This is a genomic window from Sporosarcina newyorkensis (assembly GCF_900167515.1).
Lineage (GTDB): Bacteria > Bacillota > Bacilli > Bacillales_A > Planococcaceae > Sporosarcina > Sporosarcina newyorkensis.
The window spans coordinates 107,806-127,720 of record NZ_FUYJ01000006.1 but is presented as its reverse complement, the minus strand read 5'-3'; the positions used below and the strand labels follow the sequence as shown (position 1 = coordinate 127,720).

Here is a 19,915-nt window from a genome sequence, read left to right as displayed (position 1 = left end):
GTTGAACAGTTTCTCCCAGGCTTTTATCCTTCCGTGACACAGCATGACTGTGAGTTTTCTCTCGGACCAGACCAACAAAATAGTTGCGGAACCCTAGAAAACATTTTAGTTATTCTATTGTCTAATAGTATACACCCTTTTTGATTAAAAAGATATATTCATTAATCAAGCGCAATTACTAGATCCAACCGCATTAGACTGTTAAGGAATGAGTATCTTAACACATAGATTTATAGTAAACTAAGGGCATGTTAAATCAAATTAGAAAGAAGGGAAAAGTATATGTTGGGTTATTACAATAGGCTTTCTTCAGAAGTATACGATATAGACAAATATATTGGTCTTTCATTTGGGGATGTAGAATTTTATAGCGAAAGATTGTCTTCTTGTAAGGGGAGCATCCTCGAGCCAGGTGTCGGAACGGGACGTATCCTTATACCACTATTAGAAAAAGGTTTAAAAGTTGACGGTTTCGATGTTTCAGAAGAGATGTTAAAAATATGCCGTCATAACTGTGAAAATAGGGGCCTGCACCCGAAATTATTTGAAGGGAAAATGGAGTCATTTTCTTTAGATACAGAATATGAAGCGATTATCGTGCCAACTGGAACCTTTTTGCTTCTATATAAAAGAGAAGACTCAATTAAAGCTCTAAAAAACTTTTTCAATCATCTTTCTAATGGCGGTAAGCTTATACTGGACATATTTTTACAAACCGAAGTAACGACAAACAAAGTTTCGACGAGATCTTGGGAATCTAAGGGTGGCGGGATGATTACATTAGAAAGTAAAATTGTTGAAGTTGACCATATTAATCAATACACTGTGTCTCATAATCGCTATGAAAAGTGGGACAGCGGAACACTTGTACAAACAGAACTAGAGCGATTCCCGCTTCGTTGGTATGGAGTTGAAGAATTTAAAATGATCCTTGAACGGATTGGATTTGAGGATATAATGATCTCAGCAGATTATAAGTATGGACAATATCCAACAGACCGAACTCAAACCATAACATTTGAAGCCATTGTTAAAAAGTAATCTATTAAAAGTGGCTGCCTATTCAGTGAGAGTGAGCCCGTAAAAAAAGAGATTCCTGTATTAGGAATCTCTTGGCACATTTTCATTAAACTTTTCTTCGAGTAATTGTAACGCTTCATCAATCTTCTTTTCGTTGAGTTCTTCTAATTCTCGTTTTAATTTAATATATTCTTCTTCAATCCAGTTGTGGTATTCAGAATTTCTTTTTCTTAAATAGTCGTGGGTTTCCCGCGACATCAAATTTTGATCCTGATATAAATATTGTAGGGCTACTCCAACTTGACTTCCTTCATCTACCCTTTTTTTATACTCACCTGCTTCATAGCCAAAGATATCGAGCGAGTTTTTTATCTTGTCATGATTTATACTCGTTGTTTTTTGATCTTTCCACTTTTTCCAATTTTTCGCTATTTCCTTCATTTGATCTAACTCGTTTTGTAGTCCTTCTGCATTTTGCACGTCTTCGTATGTGCCCTCTGTTGCTCTGGCTACTTCTTTCAACTGTTTTTGACCTTCATTGTCGACATTAAATCCGATGACATTGACAATGGGAGTAATATCAGAGTCATAAAGCTGTTTGGCGGCGGCAACGGGATCGTCATCACAGGTTGAAACCCCGTCACTGACCAAATAAACGATATTGGTGTTTTGATCTCCTTTGAATCCTGCTAAATCTTTCTGAGCTTCGTTGATCGCCAATTGAATTGGCGTCCATCCAGCCGGTTGTGCTTTTTCTAAAGAAGTTTTAAAATTCGCATTGTCGTATTTTCCTATTGGATAGATTAAATCACTGCTTGCACACGAACGGGCTTTGTCAGAAGCATTGCCTGTACCTTCATGTCCATATATTCGCAGCCCCACATTGGCTTCGGCAGGCAGGCCTTCCACAAAATTAGTGATGGCCTTTTTCGCTGCGGCCATTTGCGTTTCTCCGCCAAGATTTTTTCCCATGCTTCCGGAAGCATCAAGTACCACAAGGACATTTAAGTTTTCCTTAAACTGCATCCGGGAATCTTCAATATCCGGGTTGCCAATAGCTTGAAAGCGCATCTTGGCAAGTAACTCTTCAGGACCTTTAAAATCATGTTGGAATACTGCCAAAATTTCATTATAGTAGTGATCAAGCTGTGCCTCTGTAGGTTCACCAGAAATATCAGGTAAGTGTGCAGTTAATTCATCCAATTTCGGATGGTCTTCCTCATGTATTCCAAAAAGCTGGGGACCTGTATAACCAGGTGGTAATTCAGCTAACTCAGCTAATGTTTGCGGAAGTGGGGCAGGCTCAATGTCTTCAGCTATAATTTGCTTTTTAGTCTCATTATCAGTTTCAGATCCTTTTTCTTTCTCAGTTGCCTCTACATCTTTTGGGGCATTGGGTTCGTTTGAGACTGATTTCTTTCCATCACAAGCAGCTAGGATGAAAATCAAAGCAGTCCACAATAAAAAGTGTTTTAGTTTCATTAGGTCTCCTTATCTCAGAAATATAGAATGTATTTTTAATATTGTAGCACTATTTAAATTTGGTTAAAGATTTTCATATATAAATAGGAAAAAGGCATGGTGAAGAATACAAGTTTATAATGTAATAGTAGTTAAAAAGGGGGGGGCTGAATGGGTGGTAATGGCTATCTTTAAGACAGAGAATATATTGGCATTCATTAATTCGGAATTTAAAATCGGAGGTAGGATAATTGAGGCCTGAATTAACAAGGGATTTAGATGTACATAATTTTCGTGATTTTTATTGGCTAAAAGAGGAATTACAATCTTTCTGTAGAGAAAATGGGATAAGTGCTTCAGGTTCTAAAACTGAACTTACAGAGAGAATAGCAATATTTCTCGATACCGGAAAAATTGAAAAGCCAACAAGGAAAAGAAGTTCTTTCTCGACAGAAACAAAATTAGAAGAATTAAATTTAGATACAGTGATTGCAGAAAATCATCGTTGTAGTCAGGTAGTTAGAGGCTTCTTCCAGTCAGTCATCCCGAAGTTTCATTTCTCCACGCATATTCAAAATTATTTTAAGGCCAATGCAGGAAAAACATATCGGGACGTGGTGGAAGCGTGGTACGAGGAAGAAGAAAGAAAAAAAGACCCATCCTATAACAAACAAATAGGCCCGCAATTCGAATACAATCAATTCATCAGAGATTATTTTGCGGATCCTCAAAACAAAAATAAAAAACGAGAAGATGCAATTAAAGCTTGGAATAAAATTAAAGTTCTGCCAGGTAGCAATAAATATAAAGGGTGAATAGCTTTTTATAATTTTACAATATATGCTAATATAGGGTGAGGTTATTCTAGAACTGGAATTAATTTTGAAATAGGAATCAGCATAAACGTTGAACAAATGAACAAGTTTGTCGTAAAAGAGGGGTTTTGTATATGAATAACAGTTTGTATGGGCTATATGCCTTGATATTTGGTGTCGTGTCTTTTTTTACAGGTGAAATTATAACTTTCATAATGCTTGGCTTTATATTGATAGCTCTAGTTAATATTAATACAACGCTAAAAAAGATTTACACAAAAGATAATGAGTAGATGCATTTTAAGATAAATAGTAGAAAGTTATGCTAGAAAGACATTCAAATAAAGGATACGATAATGAAATAAGAATCATCGCTAATGCTAGATAAACGGTTAAAAAATAATAAATCTTAGTAGAAGTTTTACATTTCTTTTCGTTCAAAAAACAAGGTATAAAACTTCCCTAATTTCACTAACAATATTCTTGATAAAAGGAATAATTTTACTTAAAGAGAAGATAACATGGGTTTAAAAAGAGGGGATTTACAATTATGAGAGGGAAGAATTATTAATGCAGAGGGGATGAAACTTGAGAGCTTTAAGGAAAAAAACGCAAAAAGATTGGATTGTCTTCTTTGTTTTGTTCTTATTTATAGTTAGTGGATCAGTATATTATATCTATTTTTTCACACCTAAAAATTCACTTGAATTATATCAAAAACTGCATTTTTCAGATAGTTTTGAGCAGGCACAAAAACTTATATTGGATGGCTATGAAGACTATTTTTCAGAGGAAGATTTCAATTATATTCAAAAGCATTCAGCAGATAGCCTAGGGCAGTTTACTTTATTTGAATATAAGAAAAAAACTTATATAATTATGACTTCGCCAGGAACTGAAAGATTAAAAGTTCTTGCAGTTGAAGCATTACCTGAAGATATGAGGGAGTTTTTCACAGATTTAGCTAGATAGATTTTTAACTATCGGATGCAATAATGGGAGCCGTATGTCTAGAAAAAATCAAGTAGAAGATATAATTATTCACATGCATACAGATAGATAGCGTTTACTTATAATCTTTGATAAATACACACATACAGTCAATAGTTGAGTGCACTAATGGATTTTAGTGTGCTCTTTCTGAAGTTGACCTGATTTCGAATAAGGCTAGAAGACAGTATAGGGCTCGCAAATTAGACGCACATAGTTCAAAATGCCAAAACTTTTAAAGTGAATTACCTATCAAATGATGAGGTGGATTTGATTTATGAAATCGTTTAACAAGTTAATAGAATTGCTCAATGAAATGAAAGATATAGATGTATGGGGAGACAAAAAGGATGGTTTATCCGAGAATGAAAAGGAATATCTAGACCGGATTCCAACTCAAAATCCCTATGGTCTTATTGGATTAATCTTTGGTGGGATAGCATTTGCATTCGGTCCTCAATACGGCTTCATTCCTGTCATTACTCTTATCTTTTGCATAGTAACCCTTTTTACATATGATAAGGAAAGAGAAGACAATCCGTGGCCTTTCTATGTAGGTATAATGCTTTCACTGATCGGCTTAATAATGTTCATTATTGGGGAGGTGCACCAGCTAATACTATAATAACTTCTCTTGAAAGCTTCTCCTTCATAGGGCATGGCATTACAATCTCTATCCGTTATAGCAGCGAATAATTGCGTCCATCTCGTACAAATGGAACGCTAAATTTAGGAGGAGAAATATATGAAAAAACACTGTTGTGAAGATATGGAATACCACGCAAATTTCAAATGTGATGTGCATAGCGATCCATTTGAATGTCCTGATAAAATAATAATTTTTTATGCTAAAGACATCGAATACGGGTTGGTAATCCATGATGGTGGCTCTTCAAGTGTAAGAATTGAATTCTGTCCGTGGTGTAGTTCGAAATTATAATTTACTATCCTTCTTATGAAGTTCGACAGTTGAATCAGTATTTTCCAAAAACGAGCCAAGCAGCTGAATAAAAATGAGTGCAAACAAGGGAATTGAAGGAGGTAAGATATCGTGGTGAACCGTGCTATGAATATTGTTGTAACAAACTATGATGAAAACTGGGTTAAACTGTTCAAAATGGAAGCGGAAAAGATTAAGGAGATATTAAAAGAAGAGATTATTGAGATTCACCACATTGGAAGCACGGCGGTTCCGGGTTTAAAGTCCAAGCCTATCATTGATATTATGCCAATAGTCAAAGATATTGAGAATATCAATAAATATAACGAAAAAATGTTTGAAATAGGTTACGAGGCGCTTGGAGAATTGGGTATGAAAGGAAGAAGGTATTTTAGAAAAGGCGGAGAAAACAGGACACATCAACTACATATATTACAAGCCGATAATTTTACTCAGATTGAGCGACATCTTGCAGTACGCGATTATCTTAATTCACATAAAGGAACGGCGGAAGAATATGGGGATATAAAGGAGCGACTTGCCCGACAGTTCCCAAAAGATATTGAAGGATACAGTGACGGTAAAAATAACTTCGTACAGAACTTGGAACGAATGGCGCTAGAATGGAAGAGAAAAAGTAAAAGGTGAATTGTAATTGTTATCTTTTGGAATCGGACCAAATTATGAAATATCAAATGGTACTTACAAAATAGGTTTTAACAAACGATCGTAATTCCAGATTATGGACCTCCGCCTATTCAGTAAAATGGCCATTTAGTGGTATATTATCATAAAATGAATAGCAGGAGAGTTACTATGGAAATCTCATTAATTAGGCATGGTAGATCTACGTGTACTGATAGTAATCGAATGAAATGTAAAGAGTTTAAGATTTGGGTTGGAAAGTATGATAATCAAGGGGTTTTTGAAGAAAACTTTTATCCGGAAGATACGCTTGATAGAATAGCATCGGCAAATATTGTTTTTTCAAGTGATTTAGAAAGGTCTATAGAATCAGCAAGATTGTTAAAACCCAATTTATTAGCTGTATCAGACCCCTTGTTTCGTGAAACAGAATTGCCCAATCCATCAGTGGGGAGTATCAAACTAAGTCCGAGTACTTGGAGCCTGATTTTAAGGTGTTTATGGTTTTTGGGCTATTCAAGAGATTGTGAGTCCTTGAAAGAAGCAAAAGATCGAGCTGAAAAGGCATCAGAATTATTAGCAGTATACGCTGAAATACATACATCGATAGTATTGGTAGGTCATGGTTTTTTTAACATGCTGATCGCAAAAGAGCTTCAGAAAATGGGGTGGGAAGGTAAGAAAAGGTCAAGTTCAAAGCACTGGAATTGTACCACATACACTTTATTAAATTGACACGTGTGATGGTTTAATAAACAATCGCATGCATGTCGCATAAACGTGCTATATTGTTTGCAGAAATTCAAGAGATGAGGTTTTAAAGATGTTTAAGGTCGTTATTATTTTCCTTTTAGCTGGCTTAGCTGAAATCGGTGGAGGTTATTTAATATGGCAATGGTTGCGAGAGGATAAATCTGCTGTTTTAGGGCTATTCGGAGGGATAGCATTAGTTTTATACGGTGTGGTAGTTACATTCCAGACATTCCCATCCTTTGGTAGGGTGTATGCAGCATATGGAGGCGTCTTTGTCTTTCTATCCGTATTATGGGGGTGGGGAATTGATAAAAAAACACCTGATATATATGATTTTATAGGGGCAGGTATCTGCTTGGTTGGTGTTTCAGTGATATTGTTTGCACCACGTCAATGATACAAAATAATCTGTTCCAATTCAAGTATAGGGAACTTTAATTATTAAGGGAAAAAAGCCGTTAACAATAGGTTATTTGTGTAGTACTAGTCTATTGTTTGTTTTATATACATGCAATTCGTTTACAAAAATATTGTCTCGAAAGACAGAAAGTTGTATGATAAACGACGTAGCGCCTATTAGAAAGAGGGCGATATTTCGGGAGGTGATGTGAAGATGGCAACTCAAATGGCATTGCCAGCTTCTAAAAAGACTCATGCAAAGCCAGATGATCAAAAGGCGATTCTTTGCATGGGGCGAATGGTTATCTAATCGCTTGAATGTAGTTTCTCCATTTCCGATTTAAAGGCTTTGCACTTTGTTTGATCATCATAAAAACAGAGGAGCTGACAGAAATGAAGAACGAACAATTTATAAGAAACGATCAGTTTAATTTTATAAAACGACAGGTATTACAACTAGTGAATGGTCACGCAACAGTGAATGATCAACAAGTCATTGGCGCGATAGAATCACTGTCAATCGAAAAAACAGTAGATTTGTTTGCGGGGGTAACAGCCGCACAAAGGAACCTACTTAACCAAATAGTAAATGTTGTAGATAAGGAAACAGCCGAACAATATCTAGTAGAAATCGAAGCTTACATCATTCCGTTCAAGGAGCTTTCAGAGCAGAAGTTGCAAAAGCTTTTCCCAAAAGTGAAAAAAATGAAGTTGCCGAAAGAAAGTCTGAACTATAATAGAATGTCTTTTTTTAGTTATGACGATTTTGGAACGAAAAAAAGATATATGGTCGTTCCTACTCGGAAGGGCATGATTGGGTTAACCGGTACATTTGATGAAACGAAAACTAAGCAAATTTGTGCAATATGTAACCGATTGACTCCTGTTTGTATGTTTATGACAAAAACAAAAGGCAATATTGCTGGAACCTATACAAAAAAAGGGAATTATATCTGTCGAGATACTGAAGATTGTAATCACCATTTGCTTTCTTTGGAAAAAGTATATGATTTTGTCGATAACGTAAAATAAAACAATAGTGGAAAATAGTGTAACTAGCGACCTGGCGCGTCAAGTTAAAATACCAATTTTTTTATTGATCATTTAACGTCTAATTTCTAAGAAAATGAATTTGTAACTAAAATAAGTTTTGAGTTGGAAGGATTGGGTATAGTATTGGTAAGTCCATTAGCCAAAGGCACGACCAATAATACTCATTTTACCCCCTAAAAATGTCTGCTTATTGGTTAGGCGAGCCACTCAATGAGGCCGGTTGCTTTCTTGGTCATCGGGACAATGGAATAAGTGTTTTTTTCTAGCTATTGAAGGGTGTTTTGTCAGTCCGTGTCATTACGGGCTCGCCAAAGCACCCATATTTTTTTGCCCACTTCCTTCAGCGTGATCTGCTCTCTTAATTAGGAGAATGAGCACCACATATAAATCCTACTCTCAACTTTCAATTCAGGTCTATCTTCAAGCCTTTGTTCCACGACTTTAAAAAATTCTAGGTCTGCGGGACAAGTTTTTATGGATACACATTCATGCTTATTCCATTGGGAGGGCTGCTTCATTTCCTTCTACATCTTTGTATTAAAATTGAATATGAAGCAATAGGGAATATCGAATAATGGAGACGATGAAAATGACTAATTATATTTGTTCAGTATGTAATGAAACTTTTCCGATTTAAGAAACTCGCTGGAAATGTGAATGTGGCGAACTGCTGAACCTGTTAAAATCCGAAGTAGGTTCAATAAAAGATCCATGGACAAGCCATCCATCGATTTGGCGATATGCGTCTTCAGTGAACGCTGGAGAAGATTTGGCAGGATGGTCATCTGTTACTCTAGGTGAAGGTCAAACGCCTTTACTTGTATTAGATGAAGCAGAGTCAAGTACTTTTGTGAAAAAAGAATTTATGATGCCGACACTTTCATTTAAAGATCGTGGCGCTGCAGTATTAGTAACTCTGGCAAAACAACTAGGCGTGAAAAAAATGATTGCAGACAGTAGTGGGAATGCAGGAACAGCAATTGCTGCTTATGGTGCAAGAGCCGGAATTGAATGTGATGTTTATGTGAGTGCCGATACTTCACCCAAAAAACTTGCGCAAATTAAGGCACATGGAGCAAAGGTTAAAGCTATTAAAAGGATAAGAGAAGATGTGGCTGTTGCGGCCCAATTAGCTGTTGAAGAAGAACAAGTTTTTTATGCCAGGCATGTCTATAATCCATATTTTTACGAAGGAACGAAAACATATGCGTTTGAGATTTTTAAGCAGTTAAAAAAGCACCCGATACAGTGATTGTTCCAGTAGGCAACGGAACATTAGTATTAGGTGTATATTATGGTTTCAAGGAACTTTTAGAGGTGGAAAAAATTGAACGTATGCCAAAGATTGTAGCCATTCAAGCTGAAAATTGCGCACCACTGGCTAAAGCGTTTGAAAAACAAGAGTTAATTGCAAAGCCCGTTCGTATTGAAGGAACTTTAGCAGAGGGGATTGCCATTGCAGTGCCAGCAAGGTCGAAGCAAATATTAGAAGCAATCCGAGAAACTGAAGGCACATTTATTACATTTGGCGAAGAAGCAATAGCTGAATCTCGTAAAAAACTTGCAGCGAAAGGATTCTATGTAGAAATCACTTCAGCTATTAATTATGCAGGGTACTTAAAGTATTCGAAATCTCAAGATGAGGTGATTATGGTCCTTTTATGTGGAGCTGGCATTAAGTCGAATTAGAATTAAAGGATGCTTCCATAAAAATCAAACTTTAGTTCAAAGCCCTATATTGTTAGCGAGGAATTAGCTTATAAACTTTCATAAATACGCAAAAAACACAAGTGGAGGATTGAAACCACTTGTGTTTTTTTGAATGTGCAAAGTAGACCTTATCCTATTCGGTCTCCTAAGTAATTAGTTCTTTTATTCAATAAGTCTTGTGATCGATCCTTTCGTATAGTTAAATAAATGCATATCTGCGTCTTTTTATAAGATGTTTATTTTTTTATGCAAAGTTTTGAATGGAAAATTTAAAAATGTTGTAACGAAACCTGAAATTTATGGATATATAAGTGATTAGCCATTTGAGATGTTGATTTACTATAAAGAAATGGTAAATTAGATCAACAAAATACCTATCATTGAGATAGGTTACTCGAATTCGAATCATTCCAAGTTGGACGAGGGAGGTAGGCAGTGGATAAAGATACTATATATCAAGAATATGGAGATTTTATTTTCAAGTATTTGTTCACTTTAACGAATGACTTTCATTCAGCAGAAGAATTAACACAAGAAACATTTTATCAAGCAGTAAAGTCCATTAATAACTATCATAGCAATGGTAAAGCAAAATTCTCTACATGGCTTTGTTCGATTGCTAAAAACGTTTGGTTACAAGAAACCAATCGCAATAATAAAAAACAGCAGCTGGTAACATCACTAAGTCTTGAAGAAACAAAATTTTACGATCTGGAGGAAGAGTATATACGACATGAAGATGTAATGGAATTCTTTAAAAAAGCACGGCGGCTTAGTGAGGAAAAAAGAGAAATACTATATCTTCGATTGTTGGGTGACTTATCTTTTAAAGAGATAGGAACCGTATTTGAAAGAACAGAAAACTGGGCAAGAGTAACATTTTACCGAGCAAAATTAGAATTAAGGAAGGGTGAATAAAGCAATGGAACATAATGTTTTTAAGGATTTAGCCTCTGCTTATATCGAAGGGCTAACTAGTGAGAAGACCAACAATCAAATGAATAAACACATGGCGCAATGTGAAGAATGCAGAAGTTATCTAAACGAGATGAAAGAAGAGTTTTTCCGAAAAGATGAAAATGAGCGAACAAAGGAAAAAAGAAATATTGATTACTTCAAAAAAGTACGCAGCAACAACAGAAAAAAGGTTTTGGTTATTGTCTCATCATTAGTATCCGTTTTTCTTCTATTGATTGCGATTTATTATTTTGCGTTTGTAGACATGCGATTAGCAGATGCCGACAACGTGGAGGCAAACATTCATAGCCAAGATATGACTACTACACTTACCTTCAAACCATCTAAAGAAAACCGCTATCTTTTAACGATGGAAAATTCGGATGAAGGATATATAAATTCTATATTTGTCTATGAAATGAGAGACGATTTTTCTCCTTCGGCAAAACTTTTGAAAGATGGAATTAGTGTTCGATATACTTTTGTAGATAACAATACACTTTTGCTTGATGATGGAAAACAACTAAAAATAAAAGATGAAGATAAAGTAACCATACATTATAAAGATAGAACTGAGGAAATACTTGTAAAAGATCTATACGAAATTGAATGATATAAACAGAGAGTTAAAGTTTAGAAACAAACCTGCGAGATGGTCTATGAAAATAAGCATTCACTTCAATAAAAAGATCCCTTTTGAAAAATCAAAAGGGATCTTTTTTATCCGATGCTTTTTAATCATTGAACAATTTGCCGTCAGTGATTCTGTTAACCGCTTTGTGCAATAAGGGTTGAACGAACGCAAACGTAACAATAATGATCAATATGAATACAGCATATTGAAGAAAGGGACTTGCAAAGCTCTTTGCAATCCAGTTCCCAATATAATAAATACAAACGGTCCCAATTAATACGGCAACTAGGTATGCAACAACTGAAAGGAAGACTTGTTTAACGGATAAACCTAAAATGATTTGTCTTTTTTTAAAAAGAAGCCGCAGTGCAATGAATAGACAAAAAAGCATGATCAATAATTTTAACACTTCTTCAACACCTGCCTGTATCCATAGAATTTACTCCTTCTATAACGAGCTGCACAATTTCCGCAAGCTGGACACAAATCCTTCCGTCTGCTCAGCCGTCCGTTTTCTCGGACCCCGCAATCTTCCTCCAGCACGTCTGATTTTCTGCGCTTGGTGTCGCGCGGCAAGCAATTGGTCGATGTTTTCGTTTGTATACAGTCTGCCATTTTGATCGATTGGCAAACCTTGTTTCGCCAACGCCATTGCAGCCAATCCATAATCCTGAGTGATGACAATATCGCCTTTTTTGATTCGGTTCACCAATACAAAGTCCACGGCATCTGCGCCTTTTGAAACGGTAATTGTCTCCGCGCCTTCTCGATGCATTTCATGGGCCGTGTCGCAAATCAACACGCAAGGCAACTTGAATTCATTGGCAAGCGCAATGGTTTCTTGAATGACTGGGCAGCCGTCCGCATCCACTAAAATAGTTGTCAAAATGTCGAACTCCTTCCGCTTCACTTAGTAGGTTTAGTATAACAAATTTGGGGAAAGATAAGGGAAAACAGGAGACTGAGGTGACATGTATGGCTGATTTACCGAAGGGCGAAAGATCTACCGTGGAACAGCGCGAGCAATATGGACGTGAAATTGATGCGCGTAATGCTGCATTGGAAAATGTTGAAGTACCTCCGGAAACGAGAGCACTGGCAGATCACGAAATTCCGCCACCGCTGTCAGAAGAGGAAATTCGTGCAAAAGTTGGGGAGCAAAACTACCAAAATTCCAATGATGACATTGCACCGACAGCTATTAATAGCTAACAGAATAGCAGTTTGGATTGAAAGGAGCATCTTGAATGTTCCTTTTTTGTTTGGCAAACTGTCCATGAAACCAACGTATCACTCAAACCGTATACAATGGTATAACAAACTAATAATGGAGTGATAGTAAATGAATGAAGGATATTTTGTCGGGTGGGGGACGCTCGCACTCATTAATGCGGTACTCGCGCAAGGGAAGAATCGAAGCGGCTTCAATTGGTTCTTGCTGTCTTTACTGCTCGGTCCCATTGCAACGCTAAGCTTAGCGCTCTTCGATAAAAAATGATAAACTATTTAGAGAAGCGAAATAATGAGGGGAGCTACTAATACATGCAAATTAACGCAGAAATTTTATTCGCAAATGATGGACAGTTAACGAAAAATCAACTGGTGAAACAATTCGTAAACAATCAATCTGGAGGACATTCTTCATTTGTTCTCGAAGGAAAACAAGTCGTTGCCTTAAAAGACAAGCAATGGAAATCACTCGACGATATCCGCAACATTGCGGGTGAAGTATCCCGAGACTTATCTGCGCAAAAAGTGCAAACAGCAACGATCAGCGCAGAGCAATTAGAACAAAAATGGTTGTCTGCTGACGAAGCGGTAACGGCATTTGTGGAGGGCTGGCATCTCGGAGCGTATCACTTCGATCGCTACCAATCAAAGAAAGCGAATCCTATTACAGTGTTAGAAATAAAAGATGCGGACCAAGCGGCAGTGAAAGCAGGAGTAGTCCGTGCAGAAGCGATGAAGTTTTCCCGCGATCTTATGAATGAATTATCTGATGTTCTCAACCCGCAAACGTATCCGAAAGTGCTGAAAGACTATTTTAAAGGTACAAAGGTAAAAGTGGATGTACTCGGCAAGAAAGAAATCGAAGAGCGCCAAATGAATGGAGTCCTTACAGTTTGCCGTGGTAGTAAGTATGAGCCTTCATTTGTTGAAATGACTCTACAAACCGATGCTTCAAAACCACTTGTTGCGCTTGTTGGAAAAGGTGTAACATACGATTCTGGCGGCATCAGCTTAAAAGGTGGACGAGACGATAGTGATATGCGAATGGACATGGGTGGATCGGCAGCAGTATGCGGTGCGATGTCACTTCTTGCGTATTCTGATGCGAAAGTAAATGTCGTTGCGTTGATTCCGATGGTGGAGAACACACCTGGACCGGAAGCGGTAATGCCTGGTGAAGTCATTCAATATAAGAACGGCATAAGCGTACAAGTCGGCAATACGGATGCGGAAGGTCGCTTGATTCTGGCGGATGGCTTGATTCGTGCAGAAGAATTAGGCGCAGAGTATACAGTCGATATTGCGACATTGACAGGGGCCGTAGTCAGCGCACTCGGTACGGAAGTCGGCGGTGTCTTTGGTGATGAGGAATTAGCCTTTAAAATGAAGAAAATTGGCGATCAAAACGGTGATTTCATCTGGCCGCTTCCTTTAGTTGATGTCTATGAAGAATCATTGGATAGCGCATACGCGGATTGTAATAATATCAGCTCGATGTCTGAAGCGGGTGCAATCACAGCGGGTCTCTTCTTGCGTAAATTTGCACCGAAGAAGAACTGGTTGCATGTGGATATGGCGGGCGTCATGGATAAGCAGAAGACGAAAGGCTATTATACGAAGTCGGCAACGGGATATGGTGCACGATTGCTTGCGGATTACACTACATCATTGAAATAATAACAGTGATCCAATTTTTACTAATCTGTTACAAATACAAGAAAGCATTGCATTATGCATTGCTTTTTTGTATGTGTTTTGATCTATTGGAATTAATCTTATAGTAAACGTATGAACAACGCGAATTTCTATTAATCAAGTACAGTGAGTTTAATGGTTTATTCTCATTAATATGTAACATTCGGAAAGGAAGTGTGCATGAGTGTCGGTTGTTTTGGAAGCGCGTAATGTTAGTAAGGATTTTGATGGGAATCGTTTGTTTGAGAATATATCCTTTACTTGTAAAAAGAAATCAGTGTTGTTTGTTCAGGGGAGCAATGGTTCAGGTAAGAGTACATTGTTAAAAGTTTTAGCAGGCATTTACGAACCAACAGATGGTAAAGTGATTAGGAATACGAACAAAATTGGATATGTACCAGAACACTTTCCCGAAGGCATTCGTTTTAAAGTGAAAGAATACTTGTCTCTTACAGCTTCCTTTCATGCAGCTGAAGAGGGGAAAGAACAGCTGATTGCAAACTATGTTGATTTATTTGATTTAAGTCCTTTTTTATCTATGCCCCTTGAGGCTTGTTCAAAAGGTACGAAACAGAAAGTGGGGATTATTCAAGCATTGCTCATGCGCCCTGAAATCCTTCTTTTAGATGAGCCGCTAACTGGATTGGATCTGAAATCACAACAAACATTGATCTCTGTATTGCAAGAGATTCGAGGGCAAATGCCAATCCTATTTACAGCACATGACGAGGGATTAGTTTCACAAATGGCAACAGATATTTTACATATTAGTTCCGGAAAAATGACTTCCTATCAGCCACACTTTAAAAAGGAAAAGTGGATCCGCGTACAGTTTATTGATGAAAAGGACTTAGGTTTTATACCGCCTAACCGAATACAATTTGACGGCAATACAGCACTAATTACTGTGGATCAAGAAAAAAGTGATGAACTATTACTGAAGTTGCTCCAAATGAACTGCTCCATACTGGAAGTGAAGGAGAAAGCATGATAATGCCAGGTTACATTAAATATCAACTGAAAAGTTATATCCGCTCGTTGACATTCATTCCACCAATCACCTTATTCGGAGCATGGATTATCATTTTTTATACATACAGCGGTGTTCCAATTTTGAGCAGTTATGCAGTTACATGTATTTCATTATATTTAATTATGACGTGGGTGGCGATGTCTGTATTTTCATTAGAGGAAATTGGAGAAAAAGATTTGTTGATTGTTCAACTGAAAAGCAAACGTTTGTACTTATATGGTAAATGGTTCGTCTGCTTCCTCTTTGCGTTTGTGATGGGTATGAGTGCAATAGTGTATCCATTAACCTTTTCTATATTTAAGGAAGACATTCAAATGCTTCAATTGGGTGTTGTCATTTACGGACATTTGGTGTCAGCAATATTCGGTATATTGCTCGGATCCTTTTTCTCTATTATAAAGAAGGATTCAAAACGGTTTGCATGGCTCTCATCCATGTTCGTCATTGCCGTGTCATTGGCGGGGGAAGGAATTGCGGAGAAACTGTCTATATTTAAATGGATTCTTTTACCGTTTCCTCCCATAACCCAAGTCATTATCCATTTTACAGATGATGCATTGTATGGCATTGCAATGGATTTTTGGATGGATGCGATGTGGATAGTGGTTTATATCATACTGGCATTCATATTGACGATAAGATTGTTTATAAAAAAGGAATAAGTCGCCTGATTGGGTGCTTAATTATTGACCGATTATTCAGCATCTAAACTAAAAAACACCGCTAATTCTCAAAAAATTAGCGGCATCTTCATTTCATCAATCTTTTATTGGGCTATGCAACCAGTTCTCTAGGTATATGCTCAGTGAAGAATCTTAATAAAAGAAGTTAAGGAAAGTTGTTCTGTTATTCTAGTTTCACCTGTTTTTGAGAATCCGTTTATTTCATAGAAACGTACTGCGGGCGTGTTTTTGGTTCCTGTTGATACGATAATTTTATCAATTTCTTTCTCACTGCCTTCAACGAATGCCAATAACATATTGGCGATGCCTTTTCTGAAGTGCTTTGGGTGCACCATTAATCGGTGTATATCTAGGACATTCTTTTCTACCTTAATGGAAATTACCCCACTTAACTCCCCGTCCTGTTCATAATGACCATAAAAAATTTCATCGCACTGTTGTAATGTTTTGATGGTATCTTTCAATGGAGGTATCTCGTAGAAGTCAATTAACTCTGCCTCTACATTATAAGAAAGCAGTTGAAGTTTTAATAGTTCTTCAGCAATTGTTTCATTCTTTATATCAATTTTTTTTATCATGATCTTTCTCTCTTTCCGCTTTGCTGAAAATTTGTCGTTTCGTTTTCATTCGATAATAATATTTCCTACATATTGAGCGTTACCCTTATCAGAAATCAGCTGTACCTCGAGCACATATTTGCCTTTTTCTTTTGGAAAATAAAAGCTTCGGTCGTCATGTAATTCCAATTCTATCTGCTTATCATTTTCCCACACTGCTACGCTTAGCTCTTCGACAGCAAAATCCTGACTATCAAATTCTATATCCACTTTCTGCTTAGAACTGAAATGCAAAGGTTCTTGGCTTTTTGCAAAAGCTACATAGTCTTCCGTTACTTTTTTGTATACCTTATCAGAATTCCAATCAATATTCGTCTCAATTAATTTGACACTTTCTAAGGTGTTAGGATCTGATAAAAGAACAGTGGGTGGAGTAAAATCATACTCCTCACCGAAACAACCAGTTAGCGTAAACACGGACATGAATCCAATAAGTAATTTGACGAACGTTTTCATAACTCACCTTTTCAATTTAAATCATTTACTTTTAAATAGGTTATTACTAGTTATCAATAATAGTACATGGTAATAGATAGTGGATGCCGCAAATCCAATGAGACTATACCAAAAGAGGATAGACAGTGAATTATCTCCTGGCATCAAAATTAGACGGAAGACAGTGCCAACTAATAGACCTGCAATTGAATAGAATATCAGTCTTTTAATGTACTTGTTTTTCTTTGAATGCAGATTTCCTAATTCAGATAATTTATCAATCAGTATCGAACAAGGGATCCCGACCATAAGAAAAACAGGTCCAGCATATAATATGACGAAAAAAGCTGTTTCAAAGAATCCGAAGTAATACGTATTATATTCACGCTGTGACTGCGGAACATAGGAAATAGATGAATAAATGACAGCGAAAATAATAGCTGCAACTATTGCTGCTAACAACCTTTTTATGAAAGTCACCTCCATGTTAACTTTAGATTAATTTTACCATACAAATAAGCAGTTTTATTTTTGTTTAGTGGCATGGATTATAGCTAACTTAAATAGATTCACTTCATTAGCATTAATCCAACAGCGGATTAATGCTTTTTTCCTTGATTCGTGATATATGTTGCTGAGCGATCACTTTTACTCACTGATTAAAAATGAAATTATAAAAACGTGACGCTTCCATTCCAGATTCCGTCTAAGTATATAGAAAGAGGTGAACATCTTTGAAAGAAGACGACTTGGTTGAATGGTTCGATGAATATGGAGAATCTATTTTAAGCTACATACTCTTAATGGTGAGAGATTATCAACAAGCAGAAGATTTGACCCAGGAAACGTTCCTGAAAGCACATAAGAATTATTCGAAATTTGAACAGCAATCGACAGCGAAAACGTGGTTATTTGCTATTGCTTTTAATGTCACACAAGACTATTTCAGAAAAAAACATCCGCTGCAACATTATTTAGGTTTAACAATGCATGAAAAAGATTTCAAGCCTATGCCTGAACAGATTGTTGCGATGAATGATCAAACGGAACAACTTTACCGGACGATTCAACAATTAAAGCTGACTTATCGGCATGTAATTATTTTGAGGAAATTAAAAGAGTTTTCTACTGCAGAAACAGCCGACATTCTAAACTGGTCTGAAAGCAAGGTCAAAATGACGTTGAAACGAGCCTTGGCTGAATTGAAAAATGAACTGATAAAAGGAGGGTTTACCTATGAAAGATTTCATGGATGAAGAATTTAAGGATCTGGAACAAGAACTAAAGATGACGAAAGAAGCCAAAAGTCAACTACGAACTAAAATTATGAATGGCACAATTCGCAGCAAAAGATGCCAAACAAAACAGTACCTTTATGTTGCAGTCATGGTATGTATGGCTTTTTTCATCCTGTCTCCTTTTTATTCAACTACTATGGCTGGTCTTGCTGCGAAGGTTTTGCCTATATCGATTACGCCTAGTATTTCAGACGGTGAGGACACGTCCGATTTAACAGAACAACTGTTTAAATTAGTGGAAGCGGAGGGGTATGCGGTGAGTTCGGTAGGGGTCTTGCCATCTCCATACCTCATTGAAATAGCACTCGAACTGAATGATTCTACGTTGAAGCAAGCTACAAAAGAACTTGAACCGAAAATACTGGGCTTTTTATCGGAAAATGGCTATGACAGCTATGAAGTGAAGATTCTTCAAGCATTGGATACACCACGTCCACAAAAATCAAATGATCTTTATGATCAAGTACGTGAGATTGTGAAGGAAGTGTTTACAGCGTATGGTTATGCCGAAGAAGCAGATCATGAATTGGCAGGTTTGAAGACATCCTGGATTTCGAACACCGTCACCATTGATATGCCGGATCATATTTTAGAGAGCACGGAAATTATCGCAGATATTGAAAATGAAATAAAGAAAGAAAAGTTAAAGGTGAAGGATGTAAAAGTAACAACCTTCAATTTGGAACATCGGCAGCAAGATAACCGATGGGCCTATATTGTATCGGATATACACGATGCATTGGCAGGGAAATCAAGGTATCAACTGGAAGGTATATCGTATAAAGTGAAAAACGGGCGTGCCTATGTATATATTAAATCAAACTTGGACCAACTGACTTCTAAAGAAACTACGGAAGAAATTGAACAGGCGATACGGGAATATTTAGCTCTTCCAGAGATACAAGAGATCATTCGTGATGACAAGTACACAATTCAATTAATGGAAGATAAGGAAACACCTTTCATTGAAATAGCAAATTAAGTTGAGAGGATTATTGGAATAAGTAGGAATTTCTTCCGGTTTAACGAAGTATACAGCAGGGGGGATTAAGTTGAAAAAGATATTTGCGCAGCATTCACAATCATAATGTTGACAGCTTGTTTAGAAAAAAACCCAATGAATATCAATTTAAAGGTGAAAGTGAACATTGGAAAGCTGTATATAATTATAAAGGAACAGAGGTAAAGTGAAAAAGATGGGGACAAAACTTATTCAACTAACGATCAGTATACGTTTGATTTAATATACAAAGGCGAGGTAGCGGAGCTGGCTACCATGAAAAAAATTGAATACTCCTACCTAAAATTCTATTAGGAAATGTGAAATGAATCTATTACAAGGAATATTTAAGTGTTCTTATAGAATTTAAAATTGTTGATATGAGATAAGTGGCTGGGACATAACTTCAAAAATGCATGAAGGACAAATTTCGCCTTCATGCATTTTTTCTATTGTACGCCATATTTACAGGCTCACCCATTTAGTATTCAAGAGCGTGCCTTTTGGAGCGCAGGGGAACGGACTATGTTTTCGTTCTGTCATAGCC

Annotated in this window: 23 protein-coding genes, 1 pseudogene and 1 riboswitch; of the genes and pseudogenes, 19 read left to right on the top strand and 5 right to left on the bottom strand. The window is 36.8% G+C overall.

All coding sequences use genetic code 11. The annotated features are described in order from the left end of the window. Positions 1-10: 10 nt before the first annotated feature. Positions 11-108, bottom strand: a riboswitch (guanidine-I (ykkC/yxkD leader). A gap of 174 nt (positions 109-282) precedes the next feature. Continuing rightward, positions 283-1,041, top strand: coding sequence for a class I SAM-dependent methyltransferase (locus tag B5D59_RS12350; protein ID WP_078818171.1), 759 nt, complete (start codon positions 283-285; stop codon positions 1,039-1,041). Between the two features lie 60 nt (positions 1,042-1,101). Here the strand turns inward: B5D59_RS12350 and B5D59_RS12345 are convergent, their stop codons facing one another. After that, positions 1,102-2,502, bottom strand: a complete 1,401-nt coding sequence (locus B5D59_RS12345) for a vWA domain-containing protein (protein WP_078818170.1) — start codon at positions 2,500-2,502, stop codon at positions 1,102-1,104. Between the two features lie 230 nt (positions 2,503-2,732). On the opposite strand from B5D59_RS12345, the gene B5D59_RS12340 reads away from it, so the two are divergent. From B5D59_RS12340 to B5D59_RS12290, 11 genes and pseudogenes are all read left to right on the top strand, one after another. Continuing rightward, positions 2,733-3,296 carry a DUF6434 domain-containing protein gene (locus tag B5D59_RS12340; protein WP_078818169.1) on the top strand — a complete coding sequence of 188 codons (564 nt, stop codon included), beginning with the start codon at positions 2,733-2,735 and terminating at the stop codon, positions 3,294-3,296. A gap of 588 nt (positions 3,297-3,884) precedes the next feature. Then, complete coding sequence (locus B5D59_RS12335) at positions 3,885-4,268, top strand: hypothetical protein (RefSeq protein WP_245799518.1); 384 nt, start codon at positions 3,885-3,887, stop codon at positions 4,266-4,268. Positions 4,269-4,563: 295 nt separating this feature from the next. Next, positions 4,564-4,911, top strand: coding sequence for a hypothetical protein (locus B5D59_RS12330; RefSeq protein ID WP_009497916.1), 348 nt, complete (start codon positions 4,564-4,566; stop codon positions 4,909-4,911). Between the two features lie 120 nt (positions 4,912-5,031). Continuing rightward, positions 5,032-5,226, top strand: coding sequence for a DUF6980 family protein (locus B5D59_RS18715; protein ID WP_078818168.1), 195 nt, complete (start codon positions 5,032-5,034; stop codon positions 5,224-5,226). Positions 5,227-5,352: 126 nt separating this feature from the next. After that, the gene (locus B5D59_RS12320; protein WP_078818241.1) at positions 5,353-5,874 is read left to right on the top strand and encodes a GrpB family protein; all 522 of its coding nucleotides are present in this window, start codon (positions 5,353-5,355) and stop codon (positions 5,872-5,874) included. 168 nt (positions 5,875-6,042) lie between these two features. Further along, the gene (locus B5D59_RS12315) at positions 6,043-6,606 is read left to right on the top strand and encodes a phosphoglycerate mutase family protein (RefSeq protein WP_078818167.1); all 564 of its coding nucleotides are present in this window, start codon (positions 6,043-6,045) and stop codon (positions 6,604-6,606) included. Between the two features lie 88 nt (positions 6,607-6,694). After that, the gene (locus B5D59_RS12310) at positions 6,695-7,021 is read left to right on the top strand and encodes a YnfA family protein (protein WP_009497914.1); all 327 of its coding nucleotides are present in this window, start codon (positions 6,695-6,697) and stop codon (positions 7,019-7,021) included. A 395-nt stretch (positions 7,022-7,416) separates the two neighbouring features. Then, positions 7,417-8,055, top strand: a complete 639-nt coding sequence (locus B5D59_RS12305; protein ID WP_040759375.1) for a FusB/FusC family EF-G-binding protein — start codon at positions 7,417-7,419, stop codon at positions 8,053-8,055. Between the two features lie 610 nt (positions 8,056-8,665). Beyond that, positions 8,666-9,765, top strand: a pseudogene (locus B5D59_RS12300) (threonine synthase). A gap of 456 nt (positions 9,766-10,221) precedes the next feature. Continuing rightward, positions 10,222-10,704: an RNA polymerase sigma factor gene (locus tag B5D59_RS12295; protein ID WP_009497909.1), complete on the top strand. Its 483-nt coding sequence runs from the start codon at positions 10,222-10,224 to the stop codon at positions 10,702-10,704. 4 nt (positions 10,705-10,708) lie between these two features. Continuing rightward, positions 10,709-11,356, top strand: coding sequence for a zf-HC2 domain-containing protein (locus B5D59_RS12290; protein ID WP_139366010.1), 648 nt, complete (start codon positions 10,709-10,711; stop codon positions 11,354-11,356). A gap of 121 nt (positions 11,357-11,477) precedes the next feature. Here B5D59_RS12290 and B5D59_RS12285 read toward each other — a convergent pair whose 3' ends face one another. Both B5D59_RS12285 and B5D59_RS12280 read right to left on the bottom strand, forming a co-directional pair. After that, entirely contained in the window at positions 11,478-11,786 is a 309-nt protein-coding gene (locus B5D59_RS12285; RefSeq protein WP_040759373.1) for an FtsX-like permease family protein, read from the bottom strand. Between the two features lie 39 nt (positions 11,787-11,825). Then, positions 11,826-12,263, bottom strand: coding sequence for a YaiI/YqxD family protein (locus tag B5D59_RS12280; RefSeq protein WP_040759371.1), 438 nt, complete (start codon positions 12,261-12,263; stop codon positions 11,826-11,828). 89 nt (positions 12,264-12,352) lie between these two features. Between B5D59_RS12280 and B5D59_RS12275 the strand changes: the two genes are divergently transcribed. The 5 genes from B5D59_RS12275 (at position 12,353) to B5D59_RS12260 (ending at position 15,997) form a co-directional block, all read left to right on the top strand. After that, on the top strand, positions 12,353-12,589 hold the full coding sequence (locus B5D59_RS12275) for a hypothetical protein (protein ID WP_040759370.1): 237 nt from the start codon (positions 12,353-12,355) through the stop codon (positions 12,587-12,589). Between the two features lie 130 nt (positions 12,590-12,719). Next, positions 12,720-12,875 carry a hypothetical protein gene (locus B5D59_RS18250; protein WP_009497904.1) on the top strand — a complete coding sequence of 52 codons (156 nt, stop codon included), beginning with the start codon at positions 12,720-12,722 and terminating at the stop codon, positions 12,873-12,875. Between the two features lie 44 nt (positions 12,876-12,919). After that, complete coding sequence (locus B5D59_RS12270; RefSeq protein WP_009497903.1) at positions 12,920-14,284, top strand: leucyl aminopeptidase family protein; 1,365 nt, start codon at positions 12,920-12,922, stop codon at positions 14,282-14,284. 202 nt (positions 14,285-14,486) lie between these two features. Continuing rightward, the gene (locus B5D59_RS12265; RefSeq protein WP_078818166.1) at positions 14,487-15,293 is read left to right on the top strand and encodes an ATP-binding cassette domain-containing protein; all 807 of its coding nucleotides are present in this window, start codon (positions 14,487-14,489) and stop codon (positions 15,291-15,293) included. A 2-nt stretch (positions 15,294-15,295) separates the two neighbouring features. Beyond that, on the top strand, positions 15,296-15,997 hold the full coding sequence (locus tag B5D59_RS12260; RefSeq protein ID WP_078818165.1) for an ABC transporter permease: 702 nt from the start codon (positions 15,296-15,298) through the stop codon (positions 15,995-15,997). A 140-nt stretch (positions 15,998-16,137) separates the two neighbouring features. Here B5D59_RS12260 and B5D59_RS12255 read toward each other — a convergent pair whose 3' ends face one another. After that, the gene (locus B5D59_RS12255) at positions 16,138-16,596 is read right to left on the bottom strand and encodes a GNAT family N-acetyltransferase (RefSeq protein ID WP_009497900.1); all 459 of its coding nucleotides are present in this window, start codon (positions 16,594-16,596) and stop codon (positions 16,138-16,140) included. 45 nt (positions 16,597-16,641) lie between these two features. After that, positions 16,642-17,091 carry a hypothetical protein gene (locus B5D59_RS12250; RefSeq protein WP_009497899.1) on the bottom strand — a complete coding sequence of 150 codons (450 nt, stop codon included), beginning with the start codon at positions 17,089-17,091 and terminating at the stop codon, positions 16,642-16,644. Positions 17,092-17,804: 713 nt separating this feature from the next. Between B5D59_RS12250 and B5D59_RS12240 the strand changes: the two genes are divergently transcribed. Together B5D59_RS12240 and B5D59_RS12235 are read left to right on the top strand one after the other, a co-directional pair. Continuing rightward, positions 17,805-18,326: an RNA polymerase sigma factor gene (locus tag B5D59_RS12240; protein WP_009497897.1), complete on the top strand. Its 522-nt coding sequence runs from the start codon at positions 17,805-17,807 to the stop codon at positions 18,324-18,326. Then, positions 18,307-19,350, top strand: coding sequence for a DUF4030 domain-containing protein (locus tag B5D59_RS12235; protein WP_078818163.1), 1,044 nt, complete (start codon positions 18,307-18,309; stop codon positions 19,348-19,350). Before B5D59_RS12240 ends, B5D59_RS12235 begins: the two co-directional genes overlap by 20 nt. Positions 19,351-19,915 lie beyond the last annotated feature (565 nt).

What these genes read in the sequence shown, in the direction of transcription:
- B5D59_RS12350 (WP_078818171.1), top strand. Translation starts at nt 283, where the DNA reads ATGTTGGGTTATTACAATAGGCTTTCTTCAGAAGTATACGATATAGAC.
- B5D59_RS12345 (WP_078818170.1), bottom strand. Translation starts at nt 2,502, where the DNA reads ATGAAACTAAAACACTTTTTATTGTGGACTGCTTTGATTTTCATCCTA.
- B5D59_RS12330 (WP_009497916.1), top strand. Translation starts at nt 4,564, where the DNA reads ATGAAATCGTTTAACAAGTTAATAGAATTGCTCAATGAAATGAAAGAT.
- B5D59_RS18715 (WP_078818168.1), top strand. Translation starts at nt 5,032, where the DNA reads ATGAAAAAACACTGTTGTGAAGATATGGAATACCACGCAAATTTCAAA.
- B5D59_RS12320 (WP_078818241.1), top strand. Translation starts at nt 5,353, where the DNA reads ATGAATATTGTTGTAACAAACTATGATGAAAACTGGGTTAAACTGTTC.
- B5D59_RS12315 (WP_078818167.1), top strand. Translation starts at nt 6,043, where the DNA reads ATGGAAATCTCATTAATTAGGCATGGTAGATCTACGTGTACTGATAGT.
- B5D59_RS12310 (WP_009497914.1), top strand. Translation starts at nt 6,695, where the DNA reads ATGTTTAAGGTCGTTATTATTTTCCTTTTAGCTGGCTTAGCTGAAATC.
- B5D59_RS12305 (WP_040759375.1), top strand. Translation starts at nt 7,417, where the DNA reads ATGAAGAACGAACAATTTATAAGAAACGATCAGTTTAATTTTATAAAA.
- B5D59_RS12290 (WP_139366010.1), top strand. Translation starts at nt 10,709, where the DNA reads ATGGAACATAATGTTTTTAAGGATTTAGCCTCTGCTTATATCGAAGGG.
- B5D59_RS12275 (WP_040759370.1), top strand. Translation starts at nt 12,353, where the DNA reads ATGGCTGATTTACCGAAGGGCGAAAGATCTACCGTGGAACAGCGCGAG.
- B5D59_RS18250 (WP_009497904.1), top strand. Translation starts at nt 12,720, where the DNA reads ATGAATGAAGGATATTTTGTCGGGTGGGGGACGCTCGCACTCATTAAT.
- B5D59_RS12270 (WP_009497903.1), top strand. Translation starts at nt 12,920, where the DNA reads ATGCAAATTAACGCAGAAATTTTATTCGCAAATGATGGACAGTTAACG.
- B5D59_RS12260 (WP_078818165.1), top strand. Translation starts at nt 15,296, where the DNA reads ATGCCAGGTTACATTAAATATCAACTGAAAAGTTATATCCGCTCGTTG.
- B5D59_RS12255 (WP_009497900.1), bottom strand. Translation starts at nt 16,596, where the DNA reads ATGATAAAAAAAATTGATATAAAGAATGAAACAATTGCTGAAGAACTA.
- B5D59_RS12250 (WP_009497899.1), bottom strand. Translation starts at nt 17,091, where the DNA reads ATGAAAACGTTCGTCAAATTACTTATTGGATTCATGTCCGTGTTTACG.
- B5D59_RS12235 (WP_078818163.1), top strand. Translation starts at nt 18,307, where the DNA reads ATGAAAGATTTCATGGATGAAGAATTTAAGGATCTGGAACAAGAACTA.